The following is a 14,840-nucleotide window of genomic DNA, read 5'->3' on the forward strand; positions in this document are numbered from 1 at the left end:
TTAGAATCTGGCGATGTATCCTCCGTACAGCCTCTTCCATGTGTTCTCGAAAACCTCCTGAGGAGCGGGGGAGATCCGAGCCAGCCCCTCCCTTACGCAAGACTGAGCCACCGCTTCGGCTATTCTCGGGGTCAGCTCGTCGGAAAATATAAATGGAGTTATATGATCCGATCTAAGCCGTCGGGGATCGACGTTTGCCGCATATTCCTTTGCCGCCTCCAGCTGGACATTGAAGTTCAAGCCAGTGGCCCTGACGTCCAGAAGGCCTCTGGTTATTCCTGGGAAGACCTTGAGGTTAGGCATGGTGTTTGGGCCTTCTATCAGGCCGCAGCCGACTACCTCCGCACCTGCCGTCTTGGCTTCTTCCGGGTCCATCTCTGGTTCCGGTCTGGAAAGGGGAAAAACAATGCTTCGTGGAGCCATCAAGGCTACATCGTCTCTTCCGAAGGCTCCTACCTTGCCTGTAAGGCCTATCAGGATATCCGCATTCTTTGTGGCCTCCTTTATTCCTCCTCTGATTCCCTCGGGGTTCAGTCTGTCCAGTATGAACCTCTGTACTCCGTTCAGGTCGGTCATGTCCTCGTGGAGGATACCTCTTCTGTTGAGCATAACTACGTTTGTCGCTCCGGCGTAGAGCATCAGTTCCGCCGTGGCTACCGCCGAGGTACCTGCTCCCACTATGACGATCTTTACCGATGAGAGCTCTTTCTCCACGACCTTGAGAGCGTTGATAAGAGAGCCCAGTATGACGACGGATGAGCAGTGCATGTCGTCACCGAAAATGGGGATCTCCAGCTCTTTGCGAAGCCTTTTTACCAAGTCGAAATCTATCGGACTCTTTACGTCCTCTATGTTTATAGCTCCGAAGCTTGGCTCCAATAGGCGACAGAAACTCATTATCTCATCCATATCGTTGGATTTTATGCAAAGAGGTATGGCGTCAATGTCTCCGAAATGTTTGTAGAGCAGGCTTTTGCCCTCTATCATGGGAAGTGCTGCCTCGGGTCCGTAGTCTCCAAGTCCTAAAACGGAGGTCCCGTTCGAGACTATGGCGAGACGGTTGCTCTTTCCCGTGTAGTCGTAAACCAGCTCTTTCTCCCTTAATATCTCGCCGGAGGCCACAGCTCCCCCCTGTATGTAGGCAAGGCTTATATCCCTCTTGTTTCTCACCGACACGTTAGGAGAGAGCTTTATCTTGCCCTTAGCTTTGCGGTGAAGTTCCAACGCTTCGTTTCGGTCCACGGTCATGGAAGTCACTCCTCTCGATACGTCTTCCCGTCTGTTTTGTGCCTTACGATTTCGTCGAAATCTATTATCATACCGTCCTCGGCCGATAACACCTGGGTACGCTCGTTAGAGAGTTCAGCTGCTATTTTCGAGGGGGACGAGTCCAGTATTCTCGTTCCTAGATGGGTCATCAGCAGCAGCTTTGGCGAGATTTTCTCAAGGAGTTTCTCCACGTCCAGGACGGATAGATGCTCTATTCTGCCGACCTTTTCAAGCAATGTTGTGTTGGCCACCACCACGTCGCAGTCGGAGAAAAAATCGGGTATCTCCGCGATATAGGCGGTATCGCTGATAATTCCCCATGTCGGGAAGTCTCCTATGAATTTCAGCCCGTAACACTCGACTCCGTGATGTCTCAATCTCAGGGGAAGAACCTCTCCTTTAGGGAAGGGGACTGGAATGCAGTCTTTCCACAGGTGGATTTCCGCTATCCTTCGCTTCAGGTACCCGAAAAGCACCGGTTCCTCCGATATGGCGTCCGAAGGCAGGGCCACGAGACCTCCAGGTCGGCGTCCTCCTCCGGTCATTGCTTCCGCCACCACGTTGAAATCTCCGCTGTGGTCTATATGACGATGGGTCAAAAGCATCCCGTCGATTTTATTGGGATCTACTGTCGGTCTCAGCGAGCACATACGGACCAACGCTCCGGGGCCGGGATCTATTGCCAGTATGAATCCGTCTAAGGAAGCCACCATTCCCCCGGAGCTTCTCCTCTGGTTTATGACGTTGAACCTGGTTCCGGCGGTCCCCAGAAAGACCAGGCCGTTGACCGGAAGCATCTGGCTCAATTACTTGAACAGAGGTAGCAGTTGCTTGAACTCCGGTGTTCCGGATACCTTTATCAACTGGTAGACCACCGATTCCATAGGAAGAACGTGAACGCCGCAGGCCGACATATTCCGCAGGGCCATCTCATGATTGCTGTTTTCTCTGCTTCCGCATCCATCCGCCACGACCGTAACCTCGAAGTCTCTCTCGAGGAGCTGCATGGCTGTCGTGTGCACGCATATATGGCTCTCTATCCCGAAGAGGACCACCTGGTTTCTTCTGGTACATCGAAAGAAATCGTCGAAGCCCTCTTCGTCGAAACATCCGAAGGCCTTTTTCTCGAAAACATCGTCAGGAGATATATCCTCTGTCAGTCCGGAAACAGTACCCCCCAATCCCTTCGGGTATTGCTCCGTAACCTTCAAAGGTATCTCCATAATCTGGGACGCCTTTATGAGCTTCTTCGCGTTGAGCTCCACCGATTCCTTCCCGTATATGGCGGGCAGGAGCTTCTCCTGAACGTCGATCATCAACATAACCGTGTTCTTAGGTCGCAATATCTGTGGATTCATGGTAAGCACCTCCATTAGTGAATACATGACCATTATGCCACAGGTGAGGAATTGTCGGTATCGGAAACAGAGGATTTATGCTATCCTTACCACCGTTATCGAGATCCAGGGGGGTGGATTGAATGACAGAAAAGAACGATAATCTCGAACGTTGGACCGTAAGCGAGGTGCTGGAGGCCATGTCTAAGCCCGGCTATCCCGAATACATAGTAAAGGCTGTGGAACAGATACAGCTTTGGATGAAGGAGGGACTCGATCCTTCGGTACAATCAGGAGACCCCTTTCATGCCGATTACGACAGACTTTACTACCAGCTGGATTGGCTGAGGAATCACGTTACTTTTTTGGGAGAAGACGGACAGGGAGCTCCTTCGGAGGCCATAGTGGTCTCTTTGGATCCCGGTGATCAGGACGAGGCCATGAGGATGGCGGTGGACCACGTAGCGATATTCAGCGATGGAGAATGCAACAGGGTGTGGATATTGAGCGACTCCTGGCTTCCCGGGGAGATCTTCAGATATCGACGTCATCTGGAGATCCTTAAGGCCAGAGGCGTGGCTTTCCATTTTCTGCTGATAACCCCGGAAGGGTGGACGGAAATTCCCCTCTACGGTGAGAACCAAGGCGGTCCTCTGGGCTGGCAACGGGGGGCTACCGGTGTAACCGGAAACGAAGGCCCTAAGGGCAAAGAGGGCAATAAATAGTTTGACGAAATCTACCTACGATTGTATAATGCCCTTCGTCCGGGGTGTAGCGCAGTCTGGTTAGCGTGCCTCGTTCGGGACGAGGAGGTCGGAGGTTCAAATCCTCTCACCCCGACCAGACCGAAAGAAAGACGATCTCGATTCCTGTCGAGGTCGTTTTTTTTACAGCTTTATCTTTCTTGACTATCTTTGACTATTTCGCTATAATCTGCCCGAAAGAGGTGAAGACCATGGCCGTGGAGAGGGTAGCCCAGAACAGGAAAGCCCGGCACGACTATTTTATACTGGATACCTTTGAGTGTGGCATAGTCCTTACTGGCACGGAGATAAAATCCGTCAGGGCTGGGCGAGTCAATCTGAAGGACGGATATGCCAAGCTGGAAAAAGGCGAGCTGTGGTTGATGAACGTTCATATTTCACCTTACGAAAACGCCAGCTGGAGACAACACGACCCGACCCAGAGGCGAAAGCTTTTGATGCATCGATCGGAGATACGCAAGCTTTCAGGAAAGATAAAGGAGCGAGGTTTTACGTTGGTCCCTTTGTCCATGTACATAAAGGACGGTCGATGGGCCAAGATAGAGCTCGGGTTGGCGAAGGGTAAAGCCCTTCACGACAAAAGACAGTCCCTTGCGGAAGAGGACGCCAAGCGTACCATGGCAAGGGAGATCAGGAACAGACAGAAAGTTTAACATGGGGGCGACTGGTTTCGACTGGTATGTCGGAAGTCTGGAAGCAGGCCGAGCGATGACCGTAAGTCATCACTAAATGAACTGACAACAATTACGCTCTGGCTGCTTAATTAAGCGGTCGCCCGACCGAAGGGGAGCGCTCGCAGATTCGGAAGGGCTATCAACGCGGGCGACGTATGGTGTTGTCCCGGATGGGAAACGATAGTGTTCTGTCGATCACAGGTCGTTTCTCCCGTAGTTAAAGAGATCGACTAAGCCTGTAGCTGTCCATTCATACACGGCATGTTAGGACCGGGGTTCGAATCCCCGCGCCTCCACCATTAGCCATTTCGTAGCCGTCGGGATCGTCGCAGATCCCGACGGCTACTGTATTTATGAGTTGACCGTCTTTCGTCAATGTCGTATATTTTGCCTGGATCGGGGTATAAAAGTGTCCCCGGCGGTGTCTCCGACGATTTGGAGACACCAGGAAGAGGTGACTGATATGGCTTTGACGAACGCCGAAATTAAAAGGGCGACTCTGAGGGAAAAACGCTATACGATGCGAGACTCCGAAGGCCTTTGGCTGGAAATCACCCCCGCCGGGAAAAAGACCTGGAAGGTTCGCTTTAAAACTCAGGGTCGGGAGATCAAACATACCCTGGGCAGATATCCCGACGTATCGCTGAAAGAGGCACGATTGAAGCGTGACGAAATTCGGCTGGAATTGGTCAACCACAAAAGCGTTCCTGAAGGAACCTTCAAGGCTCTGGCCGAGGAATGGTTCGAGCGCCAGGTCGTTCCGGTGCGTACCCATGGACACGCCAGAACGATAAGATCGAGGCTAGACAGGCTTATCCTGCCATACCTGGGAGACCGACCCCCTGTAGAGATAAACGCTCCGGAGCTGTTGACCATCCTTCGGCGGATAGAGGACCAGGGACACGTTGAGACGGCTCACAGGGTGTCTCAGATAGTGGGGCAGGTCCTGCGGTATGGAATAGCCACGGGGCAGGCCAGACACGACATAACGGCCGATCTGAGAGGGGCGCTGATACCACGCAAACCGGAACACTTTCCTACGCTGACGGACCCCGAAAAGATAGGTGGGCTCATGAGAGCGATACAAGCCTTCTCCGGCTCGTTTATAGTTCGTTGTGCCATGCTGTTTCAGATATACACGGCGGTACGCCCCGGAGAGATGCGGAAGGCGGAATGGAAGGAGATCGACGGAGATCTCTGGAAGATCCCGGCCGAGAGGATGAAGAAACGCAGGCCTCACCTGGTGCCTTTGTCGAGCCAGGCAATAGGGGTGCTGGAGGAGATACGCCCCCTCACCGGGGGAGGGGAGCTGATATTCCCCTCCATCAGGAGCAAGACCCGTCCGATAAGCGACATGACGGTTAACGCAGCCCTGCGGCGCATGGGCTACGCTCAAAACGAGCTTACCGGCCACGGCTTCAGAGCAATGTTCTCCACGATAGCCAACGAATGTCAGTGGCCCTCGGACGTCATCGAGCTACAGCTCGCCCACGTAGACAAGAACTCCGTCCGTGCGGCGTATAACCACGCCGAGTTATTGGACAAGCGGAGAGAGCTCTTGCAGTGGTGGGCTGATTGGCTGGATGGGGTTTCGAAGTCTCTTGACAAATAGGGCAGGAGATCCTATCTTATAGATGAGCTAAGGCTCGGTGTGGCTGACACCTAAATCCGAAAGATTTGCGGGACGAATGTGCCTGGAGTCGCTGGGCGACGACAAAACCCATGAGATTTGCGAGACGAATGTGCTCGAAGCTGGCGTGACAGCGATAATAATCAGCCACTGAAGTTAGAGGGTGTAGGGGTGTATGCCTCTACACCTTTTTTCATGGAGAGTGATTCTGAGGATGATGAAGAAAGACAAGATCTTATCGAGGATCTTTTCGATGGCTCAAGACTACGAACTCCACTTTGAGAATAAAAACATGTTGTTCGTGTACAAGAACAGCAATGGCCTTCATTGTGTGGAGTCGTTATTCTTGAGACACCATTTTCGGCACCTTACCGGCATAAAGACTACGCTCCGTCCCAATGACTTTTACAAGCGGGCTTTGGCCAAGAGACTCTCCGAAAAGGATCTTGGAAAGGTTGGCTCAGTTGTGGAGCTGAAACTTGAAGCCTTCCCCCTTTTGAAAAATGCCCTGGAAAAGGGAGGTCCAATCATGATAGGCAAAAAAGCCCAAGGCGGATATCAGATTTACACCGATGTCCTTGTGGGCTCGGTAGAGGCATGCATGGGATTCGTCGAGGACGATGGAAGTGATTTCTACGTCCCTAATACACTCCTAAGGGCTGATGTCCGAAAAGAAGCTCAAAGGGCTTTCCCTGTATCGTTGGTCTGCATAAAGGGTAAAAAAGAGCCCTTTTACAGGGTCAGTTTTTGTCGGAAGGGGTTCGTCCCATCCTGTCTTCCGAACGGAATCCTGTCCCGGATAGAAGACCATTAGGTCAGCTTTGGTCATGGAATATTCCTAGGAATATTTTTACCACATAAAACAAAGGGCCGGAGCTGGATGCTCTGGCCCTTTGTGCTATGTACTCAGTGTGCAGGAATATCTCAATATGTTTATCCGATATGAGTGATATCCCTAAGTTTCCTGATAACATCAGTTCTGCTCAAACGCAAGCCTCGAACCATTTTTTGCCAGTTATCGTTAAGTCCTTTCATGTCGGAGGCTTTGCCGTTGTTTATTACGTGGAGAATATCTCTTTGGAGACATTGCAATCGTCGTCCTTTTTCGTTGAAGTCCCCCAAAGCCCTGCTGGTGAGTAGAATGATATTTTCTTTGATGATTTCTGTCTCTGCCCTAGGGTTCAGTATCTCAACTTCATTGTCTCCATGCTGGATATAATTGATTCTCCTTATTTCGTATAATAAAGCATGTTTTAAGTTACTAAGATCATAATATGCAGCTACGATAACTCCTGTGATAAGGCCTGTCACGATGCCAACAATTATCGATGTCAGTATGTTTAGGACGATATTCGTTATTACAGGCATTTAGCATATTCCTCCTTCTGATACACCCCTACCTGCCACCACCCCTGGCGATAAGATTCCAACCTATCCCCGCTAACCCAGCCACCAGTGCCCCCGTCGGCTCCCTCAGCGTCCTACCCTGATAAGCCTTACCCCTCTCGCCAAGAAGAGCAGCCCTGATATAACGTCTATGGGGATCCAGGTCCTTGTAGGGAGATTTCTTAACTGCAAGAGTGGGGATTTCTTACTTGCATTTCTATCCTCTTCTATTATTTAAGAAATTTTCTATTGTTATGATTAAAAGAATGTAGCTAGCTGTGGCTATAATAGCTAGCTTTGTATAATGATAGAAATTAATATTTAGCTCCGCTATATTTATTGAGGTGGGGTAGAGAGCAGAGATGTATGTTGTGACTAAAATAGACGTATAATAACTTATTACATCTAAAAAAAAGGGCATCGTTTTTTTTGAAAAAGCATTTTTAGGGTTTTTTGTTAAGATATTTATTGATATCGAAAAGGTTTTTTTAACAACTAAAAAGCTTCCTATGTTTATTATTATAGCAAAAAAGAACAAATCGGAAGAGGCTATGCTTAACAATAAATCTGGTAAAAAGATTTTTTCCATTTAGTTTGCTCCTTGTTCGTTTTTTGACAAGGTTTATCTTCCATTCTGCTTTTTGCTCACAATGCTAAGGCAGAGTGTTACTTTATTGTAGCTCTTGACTTATAAAAAGGGTTATGCCCTCCTCGGAGAACTTATCGACGCTCTGACCAGGGAAGTTCTTTCCCCTCACGTTTAGCCTTGTCGTAGAGCTCTTTCTCTATCCTTCGACATTTGTCCTTTTCGCAAATGGACCAAGCCACGTAAACATCATCGCGGTTAGCCATCGTAATGAATTGAAGGCCAGCAGTTCCACCTGTTTTTGTCCGGTAGTAATCACTGAATCGCTTGCGCAAGCCGTCCTCAGCTTTGCCGACCTTCATCAATTGGTTTTTGTAGAATACCTTATAGACCCCAGGGTCTTGAGGAGCTTTTTCCCCTAGATAGGCTTCTTTTAAAGAACTCATGCCATTCGACTTAGGTTCTTCTGCCATGTTGTTAAGCAATATATCTAAAAGTCCCAAACGAAACACCCCCAGTTGTGAGCTTTATCCCTATTCCTCCGGATCGATCGTAAAGAGCTTCTTGTCGGTTCCTCTGGTGACTATCATCATGATGGAGGACTTGGCCGCCATCTTATTGGCCAGGTAGGTTTTTACCGCTGATGGAGTCATCGACGTGGTCTCTCTCCCGTTGATCTCCGAGAGGACATCCATAGCCAATATGCCGCTTTCTTCTGCCAGGCTACCGGGATCTACCGACATGATCTTTATGCCGTCAGCCCCAATCTGATCGTCCAGCACAAGACCCAGAGCTTTTTCTCTCTCGTTGCCTGATCCCGGGAGCTGATCGACGGCTTCGTTTTGTACCTGATCTACCGGTGTGCCATCGACGGTGCTTTTGATCTGCTGGACCAACGGTACGAGGTGATTGATGCTCCTTTTCCTGATAATGGCGCCAATTTTCTCCGTTTCGGAGACCATGACCTTGACGTTCCCATCTCGTTCTATAAAAGCAAGATTGACATAACAAAGCCGAGAAGCCGTCCAGAATCCATCCCCGAATCCCTTTGAGAAGACGGCCTTATATGGGGTGACTTCCTCTATAGTGAAGTTCTTTCCGGTCATGATCTCTATGGCGGCATCCTGAACAGCTTGAGTGTCGGTGTCATTGATCGTTACGGTGTAGAGCGATGCGGCTGAAACAGCGGTCGTAATGCATAAGACAGCAAGCAGTGCAAATAACAGTTTTTTCATTGGACTTTGTCTCCCTTTTAGCAACTCCCCACCAAAACCGCCACCCCTGACGGTGAGATCCCTTACTCCTTGCTCGAATACTTATCGAACATCTCCTGCAACCTCTTGTCCGTTTCGCTCTCTCCGGAGATCTCTAAACTGGACTTCCCCTCTTTTTGTTTGATATCTTTGGAAGCTACCTCTGCTTCGACTTGTGGAGCAGGAAGAGTGATGTCCTTTGTAAAAATGCTTGGCTGAGAAGATGGGAAAATATATGCGGTGATATTGTCTACCCCCGTAACGAACTGACACCGATATTTTGCTTTTCCAGAAAGAGCAGCATCATAGTAAAAGCCTACGAATCGTCCCTCAGATTTTCGCATGAAAAATTTTACGGTTCCAGGATCCTCAAACGAGTTTGAGGTTTCTAATGCGGTCGCCACGTATTCCCATTTTTCAGCGTCTTTGCCTGAAGCAGGAAGTACTAGGTACGCTCCATAAAATCTTCCTTTAATAAGTCGATATATTCCCATGATAGAGTCTTTTTGAGGGGTGTCCCTGAGATACTTTATTGCCGCTTCGGTTGATAATGGCACATCTCTTGGTTTAGCAATGGCCGGGCAAACAAACAAAAAGCACGTAAGAAGCAAAAAGGCATATTTTGGAGCTTTGAGCATCGCGAATCTCCCTTCCTGTAAAATATTCCAGTGGCGGTATTACGATCAATAGATCTTCCCTATCAGCTTGAACCCCTTCTTTGGTACCTCTCCGATCACTGTCCCCAGCACGTAAAACTCTTCTTCTTCACGCACCTTCTTGTCCAGATAGCTCTCGTTTATCGCTCTTAGGGTTATCCCTCCTTCCTTGTCGAACTCTATTCCCCTGACCATGATTCTGCCGTTGCACATGGCGACGACGATATCGCCGTTTTCAGCTTCTATTCCGGCGGCGAAGAGTAGCCACGCTCCGTCTTCGATCCTGGGGGCCATGGAATCTCCCTCGACCTCGATGATCTTGAAGTCCTTCGTCTGCCAGCTGTAACCGATCAACTCGCTCTCCCGAATAGGGTAGACCGAGGTCATTTCCCATTCGACATCGTGCGCATACAGATTCCCATTCCCACAGCAGGCCTTTACTCCGGAGACGATAGGGATCATCAAGACCTTTTCTCCTACTTGGGAGGGGTCTTTGAAAATCCTGGATTCTACCTTGTTTTGTGGATCTAGCGGGGCTGGGTCGTCAGTTTCCCCCATGAGGTATGCTACAGAACACTTGAAAAATAAAGCCAACTTTTTTTTCATATCATCGTCTGGACTGTTCTTGTTCTTTTCCCATCTCCCAATTGTAGCCTGGTTCACCCCGAGGATTTCAGCCAACCCTTCTTGCGATAGATTTGCTTTTATTCTCAGATTCTTTAATCTCTCTCCGTCCATTGTTCCACCCCCAGCTTCTATTATTCACTAAACGCATATTTATGAAAGGACATTTTGTGCATTTTTTTGATGCAAAAAATGCTTTGTAGGGGTTGCGCATGCGAATTATGCATGATAATATCAGCTCAGGATGAGGGAGGAGGTGAGGTAGTGAATAAGCTCCAAGAGAGAATTAGTAAGTATAGAAGCGAGGAAGACTTGTCTCAAGCAGGGTTTGGGGACTTGATAGGAGTAGATCAACCGACTGTCGGCAGATGGGAAGGAGGTCAGTCTCCATCAAGACAAAATATGCATAAATTGGCGAGGCTTTTTGCATGTGATGTAGGGGTACTTGCGAAGGAGCTATACGAAAATGCATCAAACCCTCCCCACCCCCGGGAGAAGGAGGAGGTTGTGTCAGCCTGATCCCGGAGGCGAGGGGAACGCCTTTAGTGGGAGATCTACGGAGGGTGGTGGAACTGCTGGGCAACCTCTATCTCAGGAGCGACGAAGCTGGGGAGGTTCTGGCCTTCCTGGAGGACCTGGAGGACGGCAGAGCAGATAAGGCGGACACAAAGGTGTTTATCGAGACGCTGACGAGGCAGATCGAGGTATCAGTACGGTTCCTTCGATCGATCGGCGTGAGAGTGGAACATATCCAAGAAGGGAGGTTCCAAAATGTTGGTCCAGTGGCTCAAAAGATTGGCTGTATCAGCGGTAGTGGAGGACATCAATAGCAACGGTCAGGTACGGCGTGCTTTGAAGAATACGGAGGGCAAGGCCAAAAACTATATGGAAATCTCCTCAGTTAGCCCTGAGAAGTTTGCTGAATGCTGTCAGAAAGATTCCCAGAAGATACGCCAATCACTTGATCTGGTAACAAAAGAAACTCATCCATATGAGTGACGGTTTTGAGATCTATGCTCACGATTAATACATCCTTAAGATGAATAAGGGACAGTACCTCTTCATTCTCTATCAAATCCGGTCTTGCCTCTTTAAAAAGGTCAAAAATCACCTTCGATTTTGAGCCGGGATCACCACCGGGGTTTTGTGAAGTGCCGGAGACAAAACCAGCAGGAGTCAAGTAAATTGCTTTGTTTTTCTCTAGCCCTGGGGTCTTGGAAAGGCTTGCATACATGCGACATAGAAGCTCTTTGCATTTCATAAAAATACCCCTTTCTCCATCATAAGTTTTTCGGCCATGCCCAAATTTAAGCATATCACTCGGAATTTACTATCTAAACCCCAGCCCAGCGTTTTAATGGGATTTTGGAAGAAGAAAGTTGAAGAGGGAGACATCGCAAAATGAACAAATTTAAGGGAGGAAGAACCATGAAGCGGCTGAGGCCGGTAAGTAGATCCTATCGCAATGGGTCGGTCGTCAGGGTGCGTAACAAGTGGGTGGCCATGTCCGATGCCGACACGGCCAAGGTGGTCGTCGAGGTCGCCAGAGGGATGCCGGAGGATGCCACGATCTACGATCTGTACGACGAAACCCGAGATCGAGGGATCCATTCGGATGAGCCTGTGGAATGGGGGCTAGATGATATGGATGTCCGCTGGTGGCGGGAAGAGAGGAGGACGCATCAATGAGTCTGGAGCAGGCTATCGTCGATCGCATAGTTGAAGGGGCGGTCCCGAGAATCACGGCGGAGGTGGAGCGGAAGATCAGAGAGGAATTGAGCTTACGGAAGGATCCGATTCCCGATCGTCTGATCGACGCCAGAGAGGCGTCCTCGCTGTGCGGCATAAAGCGAGGAACCTGGTACGACCTGGTCAAAGGCGGATACGCCCCTAAGGCGATATCTCTGTCGGATACGCTGAAACGCTGGAAGCTGTCGGAGGTCATGGAGTACATCGAGCAACGGCAGGGGTTGAGAGATATTCCGGTTAAGTAGAAAGGGATGGTGATGACATGAAGGGCTGGAACGGTCAGGTTATGAAGCACCAGAAAACGATGATGGAAAACGATCGCCGAAAGGCCGCCGCCGAGGCGGAGGCGAACCGCATCAGGGCGGCGATGAATTGTCCGGTGGTGTGCCATATGTCGGCGTATCGGGAGCTTGCGGAGCTTCGAGACAGATTGGAGCTGGAACGGGCCGAGCTGGATTATTCGGCCTACTTGGTGGAAAAATACGGGGACTCGTCGGCCAGGAACCGTTATCGCAGAACGGAGCTACAGGTGGCCACTCTGGAACGTCGAGTGAGATCCGCGGAAAGGGCGGTGTGTTGAATGAGGTTGATGAAGGCAATCGAAAGAAAACTGAGACATTACAGGAAGGGGCGTTGGTACGAGGTCAGCATGGGGGATTACGCCCGGCGAACTCTCCTGAAGGTTATCGACGGTGACATCCAGTCCTGTCTGCGAGATCAGATAACCCTGGATCAGGCGGATGTCCTTTACTCCATGGCGGGGAGGCCATAACCATGAGTTTTTTCGAGTCGTTGCGGGAACTGCGTCGTGAGCGTGACGCTCTGAGGCGAGAGATCTCCATGGCCAGAGAGCTTATCGTCGTTCAGGACATAGCCTTCGAGCGTCAGCAAAAGAAGCTGGAACGGGCGATAGATGAAAACCTGTCCCTGAAAGAGCATCTGGCCGAGATAGAGTCTTGCCTGGGTGGAATAGTCGGCGGCGAGGAGGCGGTTTGATTGGAGGTGGTGCACTTCGAGCCCATATGTACCAGATGCGGAAGACATATTGCCTGGGGTGAGGTCTACAAAACGCGTCTAGGGGATGGCGCAATCTTCTGTAGCAAATGTGCTGATGACGTTACGGCGGAGCAAAGGGCGAAAAAAGAGCCCGTCCATAGCTGAACGGGCAGGGCAAAACAGACAGGTAAGGAGCTGCAACTCCTTTCCTTATTCTATCACAAGGAGGTCAAACGATGAACATTCCCATGGTTCCTTTGGGATTACAGAGCGTATGCGGTGGGGATCTCAATAAACAGTTTCAATCGGTTATACCGTCGTTGATCGACGCAATCACAGGAGAGGAGGCAGGTGGCAAAAAGGCGTCGGTGAGCATAACAGTGACGTTCACTCCAATAAAAGACACAAACAGCATGTTCACCACGACGTTCAAGATGGTTCCCAAATACCCTGGGACGGCAAAATCCAGTCTGTGCCAGATGGTCGATGGAGAGTTGAAAACCGATGCTCCCACGGAGCAACTCACTTTCATAAAAGACAAGGAGGACGAGATAGATGGCCAGCAACGAATCGTGTGAGGTAAAGGTTATCCCCGAGGGCAAGGAACTTATCATTCGTCACGGCGATGCGCCGGAAATATTCACCTATCAGGGCGTCAGCTACACCGCCAGATCGGTAGATGCATTCGTGAGTCTGGTGAAAACCAAAGGGGTCAAGGAACGATCCGTCGTCTGTTACACGGACGATTCGGCGAAAGCGATACTTGACGACGGAATAGTGGATCGGCCTCAGGATACCGTATCTCTCGCATTCGCCAATTCGGTCAGATTTGCGGAATGGGAGGGGATCCTGACCAAAAAGGGATCCGTCTTCGATCAAAAAGGGCTCGTCGACTTTCTGTCTCGGAGAGAGCCCGACGAGGTGGTAGGCATAGATCTCTTCAAAGCGGCTCTGGAGAACTTCAAGTACGTGACGAACATTCAGGGAGACTTCTCCAGAGTAGACGATCACAACTACACCTTCATGATCAAAGTGGGCGAGGCCGAAGGCTCGGTGAAACTGCCGAAGATTATCGAAGTCAACATGGAGATCTTCCAGGAATCCGGTTTTTTCCAGACGATGGAAGTCGAACTGGAATTTCTCAAGCCAAAATCGGAGACGGAAAAGCCTCTGTTCAAACTCTCTTGCCCCAAGATAGGCCGTTACAGAGAAAAGGCACTCGAGGCGGAAATAGGAAGGATGAAAGAAAGCCTGGAGGGGTATCTGGTAGTTGCCGGAAATTGTTAAGTAGCAGTGGGGCCTGGGAGATCCAGGCCCCACCCGACAAAGTTCAACTGGAGAGTTGCCGCTCTCCGGCTATTGATTGTAACACAGGAGGCCCCATGAAAAACGATTCTAGATTAGGTTGCATGTTGAAGCACATGGAGTTAACGCAGAGGTCTCTTGCCCAGGAACTTGGGTGCAGTAGATCCCTCGTCTATCAATGGGTGCATGGTCGACGTCCTTCAAAGCGTTTCCTAGATAAGGTTTGCGACATCCTAGGCGTAGAGCCAGATATGTTGTGGCCTGCCCTGTAGGTGACCACCATGGAGCAAACGAAAATCAGGCAGCCCGTCCGTCCGGAAAAGAAGGTCCGCCGGGTAGCTCGGAAGGAGCATCGTTGCGACTGGTGCGGAGGGGTTATCTATCCAGACGAGAGGTACGTCTTTCTGGAGTTTTTCGTAGAGGGAATCAGAGGGAGCCGGTTCGTAGACCGAAAGTACCACGAGGATTGTTTCGAGGCGATGGAGCACGACCCGGCGGTAAAGTCCGGTCGACATCGTCGCAGAGGCCAGATCAGAGGCTGCACCGTCGAGGAGAGCTACAGGGGGTGACCATGTGGAGCGCAACATAGTAATAGACAACCGAAAGTTCTG

25 protein-coding genes, 1 tRNA gene and 1 other RNA gene are annotated in these 14,840 nt (G+C 50.1%); 17 read left to right on the forward strand and 10 right to left on the reverse strand.

The features are described 5' to 3' along the window. The 3 genes from L2W58_RS03450 to L2W58_RS03460 are packed head-to-tail and all read right to left on the reverse strand — an operon-like array spanning position 1 to position 2,627. Positions 1-1,248 (reverse strand): NAD(P)-dependent malic enzyme, encoded by a 1,248-nt coding sequence (locus L2W58_RS03450; RefSeq protein WP_236101612.1) that lies wholly within the window; start codon positions 1,246-1,248, stop codon positions 1-3. 5 nt (positions 1,249-1,253) lie between these two features. Then, positions 1,254-2,066 carry an MBL fold metallo-hydrolase gene (locus tag L2W58_RS03455; RefSeq protein WP_236101644.1) on the reverse strand — a complete coding sequence of 271 codons (813 nt, stop codon included), beginning with the start codon at positions 2,064-2,066 and terminating at the stop codon, positions 1,254-1,256. A gap of 9 nt (positions 2,067-2,075) precedes the next feature. After that, the gene (locus tag L2W58_RS03460) at positions 2,076-2,627 is read right to left on the reverse strand and encodes an isochorismatase family protein (protein ID WP_236101613.1); all 552 of its coding nucleotides are present in this window, start codon (positions 2,625-2,627) and stop codon (positions 2,076-2,078) included. Positions 2,628-2,749: 122 nt separating this feature from the next. On the opposite strand from L2W58_RS03460, the gene L2W58_RS03465 reads away from it, so the two are divergent. The 6 genes from L2W58_RS03465 to L2W58_RS03490 all read left to right on the forward strand — a co-directional run bounded on the left by L2W58_RS03465 (position 2,750) and on the right by L2W58_RS03490 (position 6,488). Then, positions 2,750-3,331: a hypothetical protein gene (locus L2W58_RS03465; RefSeq protein WP_236101614.1), complete on the forward strand. Its 582-nt coding sequence runs from the start codon at positions 2,750-2,752 to the stop codon at positions 3,329-3,331. A gap of 40 nt (positions 3,332-3,371) precedes the next feature. Beyond that, positions 3,372-3,449, forward strand: a tRNA-Pro gene (locus L2W58_RS03470). A 112-nt stretch (positions 3,450-3,561) separates the two neighbouring features. Then, positions 3,562-4,023, forward strand: coding sequence for an SsrA-binding protein SmpB (smpB, locus tag L2W58_RS03475; protein WP_236101615.1), 462 nt, complete (start codon positions 3,562-3,564; stop codon positions 4,021-4,023). A 3-nt stretch (positions 4,024-4,026) separates the two neighbouring features. After that, positions 4,027-4,343: a transfer-messenger RNA gene (gene ssrA / locus L2W58_RS03480) on the forward strand. 164 nt (positions 4,344-4,507) lie between these two features. Next, positions 4,508-5,656: a tyrosine-type recombinase/integrase gene (locus L2W58_RS03485; protein ID WP_236101616.1), complete on the forward strand. Its 1,149-nt coding sequence runs from the start codon at positions 4,508-4,510 to the stop codon at positions 5,654-5,656. Positions 5,657-5,927: 271 nt separating this feature from the next. Next, entirely contained in the window at positions 5,928-6,488 is a 561-nt protein-coding gene (locus tag L2W58_RS03490) for a PBECR4 domain-containing protein (protein ID WP_236101617.1), read from the forward strand. A gap of 119 nt (positions 6,489-6,607) precedes the next feature. Here the strand turns inward: L2W58_RS03490 and L2W58_RS03495 are convergent, their stop codons facing one another. The 6 genes from L2W58_RS03495 to L2W58_RS03520 form a co-directional block, all read right to left on the reverse strand. Beyond that, entirely contained in the window at positions 6,608-7,042 is a 435-nt protein-coding gene (locus L2W58_RS03495; protein WP_236101618.1) for a hypothetical protein, read from the reverse strand. Positions 7,043-7,277: 235 nt separating this feature from the next. Further along, on the reverse strand, positions 7,278-7,649 hold the full coding sequence (locus L2W58_RS03500) for a hypothetical protein (protein WP_236101619.1): 372 nt from the start codon (positions 7,647-7,649) through the stop codon (positions 7,278-7,280). 131 nt (positions 7,650-7,780) lie between these two features. Continuing rightward, positions 7,781-8,149, reverse strand: coding sequence for a hypothetical protein (locus L2W58_RS03505; protein WP_236101620.1), 369 nt, complete (start codon positions 8,147-8,149; stop codon positions 7,781-7,783). Positions 8,150-8,179: 30 nt separating this feature from the next. Continuing rightward, positions 8,180-8,881: a PDZ domain-containing protein gene (locus tag L2W58_RS03510; protein ID WP_236101621.1), complete on the reverse strand. Its 702-nt coding sequence runs from the start codon at positions 8,879-8,881 to the stop codon at positions 8,180-8,182. Positions 8,882-8,943: 62 nt separating this feature from the next. Beyond that, positions 8,944-9,537, reverse strand: a complete 594-nt coding sequence (locus L2W58_RS03515) for a hypothetical protein (protein WP_236101622.1) — start codon at positions 9,535-9,537, stop codon at positions 8,944-8,946. 45 nt (positions 9,538-9,582) lie between these two features. After that, positions 9,583-10,293, reverse strand: a complete 711-nt coding sequence (locus L2W58_RS03520) for an XRE family transcriptional regulator (RefSeq protein WP_236101623.1) — start codon at positions 10,291-10,293, stop codon at positions 9,583-9,585. A gap of 150 nt (positions 10,294-10,443) precedes the next feature. Here L2W58_RS03520 and L2W58_RS03525 point away from each other — a divergent pair, with 150 nt between their 5' ends. Both L2W58_RS03525 and L2W58_RS03530 read left to right on the forward strand, forming a co-directional pair. Then, positions 10,444-10,698, forward strand: coding sequence for a helix-turn-helix transcriptional regulator (locus L2W58_RS03525; RefSeq protein WP_236101624.1), 255 nt, complete (start codon positions 10,444-10,446; stop codon positions 10,696-10,698). Between the two features lie 44 nt (positions 10,699-10,742). Further along, positions 10,743-11,009, forward strand: coding sequence for a hypothetical protein (locus L2W58_RS03530; protein ID WP_236101625.1), 267 nt, complete (start codon positions 10,743-10,745; stop codon positions 11,007-11,009). Positions 11,010-11,080: 71 nt separating this feature from the next. On the opposite strand, the gene L2W58_RS03535 is transcribed toward L2W58_RS03530, so the two are convergent. Further along, positions 11,081-11,440: a hypothetical protein gene (locus L2W58_RS03535; protein ID WP_236101626.1), complete on the reverse strand. Its 360-nt coding sequence runs from the start codon at positions 11,438-11,440 to the stop codon at positions 11,081-11,083. A gap of 140 nt (positions 11,441-11,580) precedes the next feature. On the opposite strand from L2W58_RS03535, the gene L2W58_RS03540 reads away from it, so the two are divergent. The 9 genes from L2W58_RS03540 to L2W58_RS03575 all read left to right on the forward strand — a co-directional run bounded on the left by L2W58_RS03540 (position 11,581) and on the right by L2W58_RS03575 (position 14,798). Further along, positions 11,581-11,868 carry a hypothetical protein gene (locus tag L2W58_RS03540; protein ID WP_236101627.1) on the forward strand — a complete coding sequence of 96 codons (288 nt, stop codon included), beginning with the start codon at positions 11,581-11,583 and terminating at the stop codon, positions 11,866-11,868. After that, positions 11,865-12,173: a helix-turn-helix transcriptional regulator gene (locus L2W58_RS03545; protein ID WP_236101628.1), complete on the forward strand. Its 309-nt coding sequence runs from the start codon at positions 11,865-11,867 to the stop codon at positions 12,171-12,173. Before L2W58_RS03540 ends, L2W58_RS03545 begins: the two co-directional genes overlap by 4 nt. 17 nt (positions 12,174-12,190) lie before the next feature. Beyond that, positions 12,191-12,508, forward strand: a complete 318-nt coding sequence (locus L2W58_RS03550) for a hypothetical protein (RefSeq protein ID WP_236101629.1) — start codon at positions 12,191-12,193, stop codon at positions 12,506-12,508. Between the two features lie 9 nt (positions 12,509-12,517). Further along, on the forward strand, positions 12,518-12,700 hold the full coding sequence (locus tag L2W58_RS03555) for a hypothetical protein (RefSeq protein WP_236101630.1): 183 nt from the start codon (positions 12,518-12,520) through the stop codon (positions 12,698-12,700). Positions 12,701-12,702: 2 nt separating this feature from the next. Continuing rightward, entirely contained in the window at positions 12,703-12,924 is a 222-nt protein-coding gene (locus tag L2W58_RS03560; RefSeq protein ID WP_236101631.1) for a hypothetical protein, read from the forward strand. Positions 12,925-13,160: 236 nt separating this feature from the next. Next, entirely contained in the window at positions 13,161-13,502 is a 342-nt protein-coding gene (locus tag L2W58_RS03565) for a hypothetical protein (protein WP_236101632.1), read from the forward strand. Then, complete coding sequence (locus L2W58_RS03570; protein ID WP_236101633.1) at positions 13,480-14,211, forward strand: hypothetical protein; 732 nt, start codon at positions 13,480-13,482, stop codon at positions 14,209-14,211. The genes L2W58_RS03565 and L2W58_RS03570 overlap by 23 nt, the downstream gene beginning before the upstream one ends. Before the next feature lie 122 nt (positions 14,212-14,333). Then, positions 14,334-14,501, forward strand: coding sequence for a helix-turn-helix domain-containing protein (locus tag L2W58_RS13205; protein WP_420827982.1), 168 nt, complete (start codon positions 14,334-14,336; stop codon positions 14,499-14,501). A gap of 9 nt (positions 14,502-14,510) precedes the next feature. After that, on the forward strand, positions 14,511-14,798 hold the full coding sequence (locus L2W58_RS03575; protein ID WP_236101634.1) for a hypothetical protein: 288 nt from the start codon (positions 14,511-14,513) through the stop codon (positions 14,796-14,798). Positions 14,799-14,840 lie beyond the last annotated feature (42 nt).

It is taken from the genome of Dethiosulfovibrio faecalis, from assembly GCF_021568795.1.
In the GTDB taxonomy this organism is placed as follows: Bacteria; Synergistota; Synergistia; order Synergistales; family Dethiosulfovibrionaceae; genus Dethiosulfovibrio; species Dethiosulfovibrio faecalis.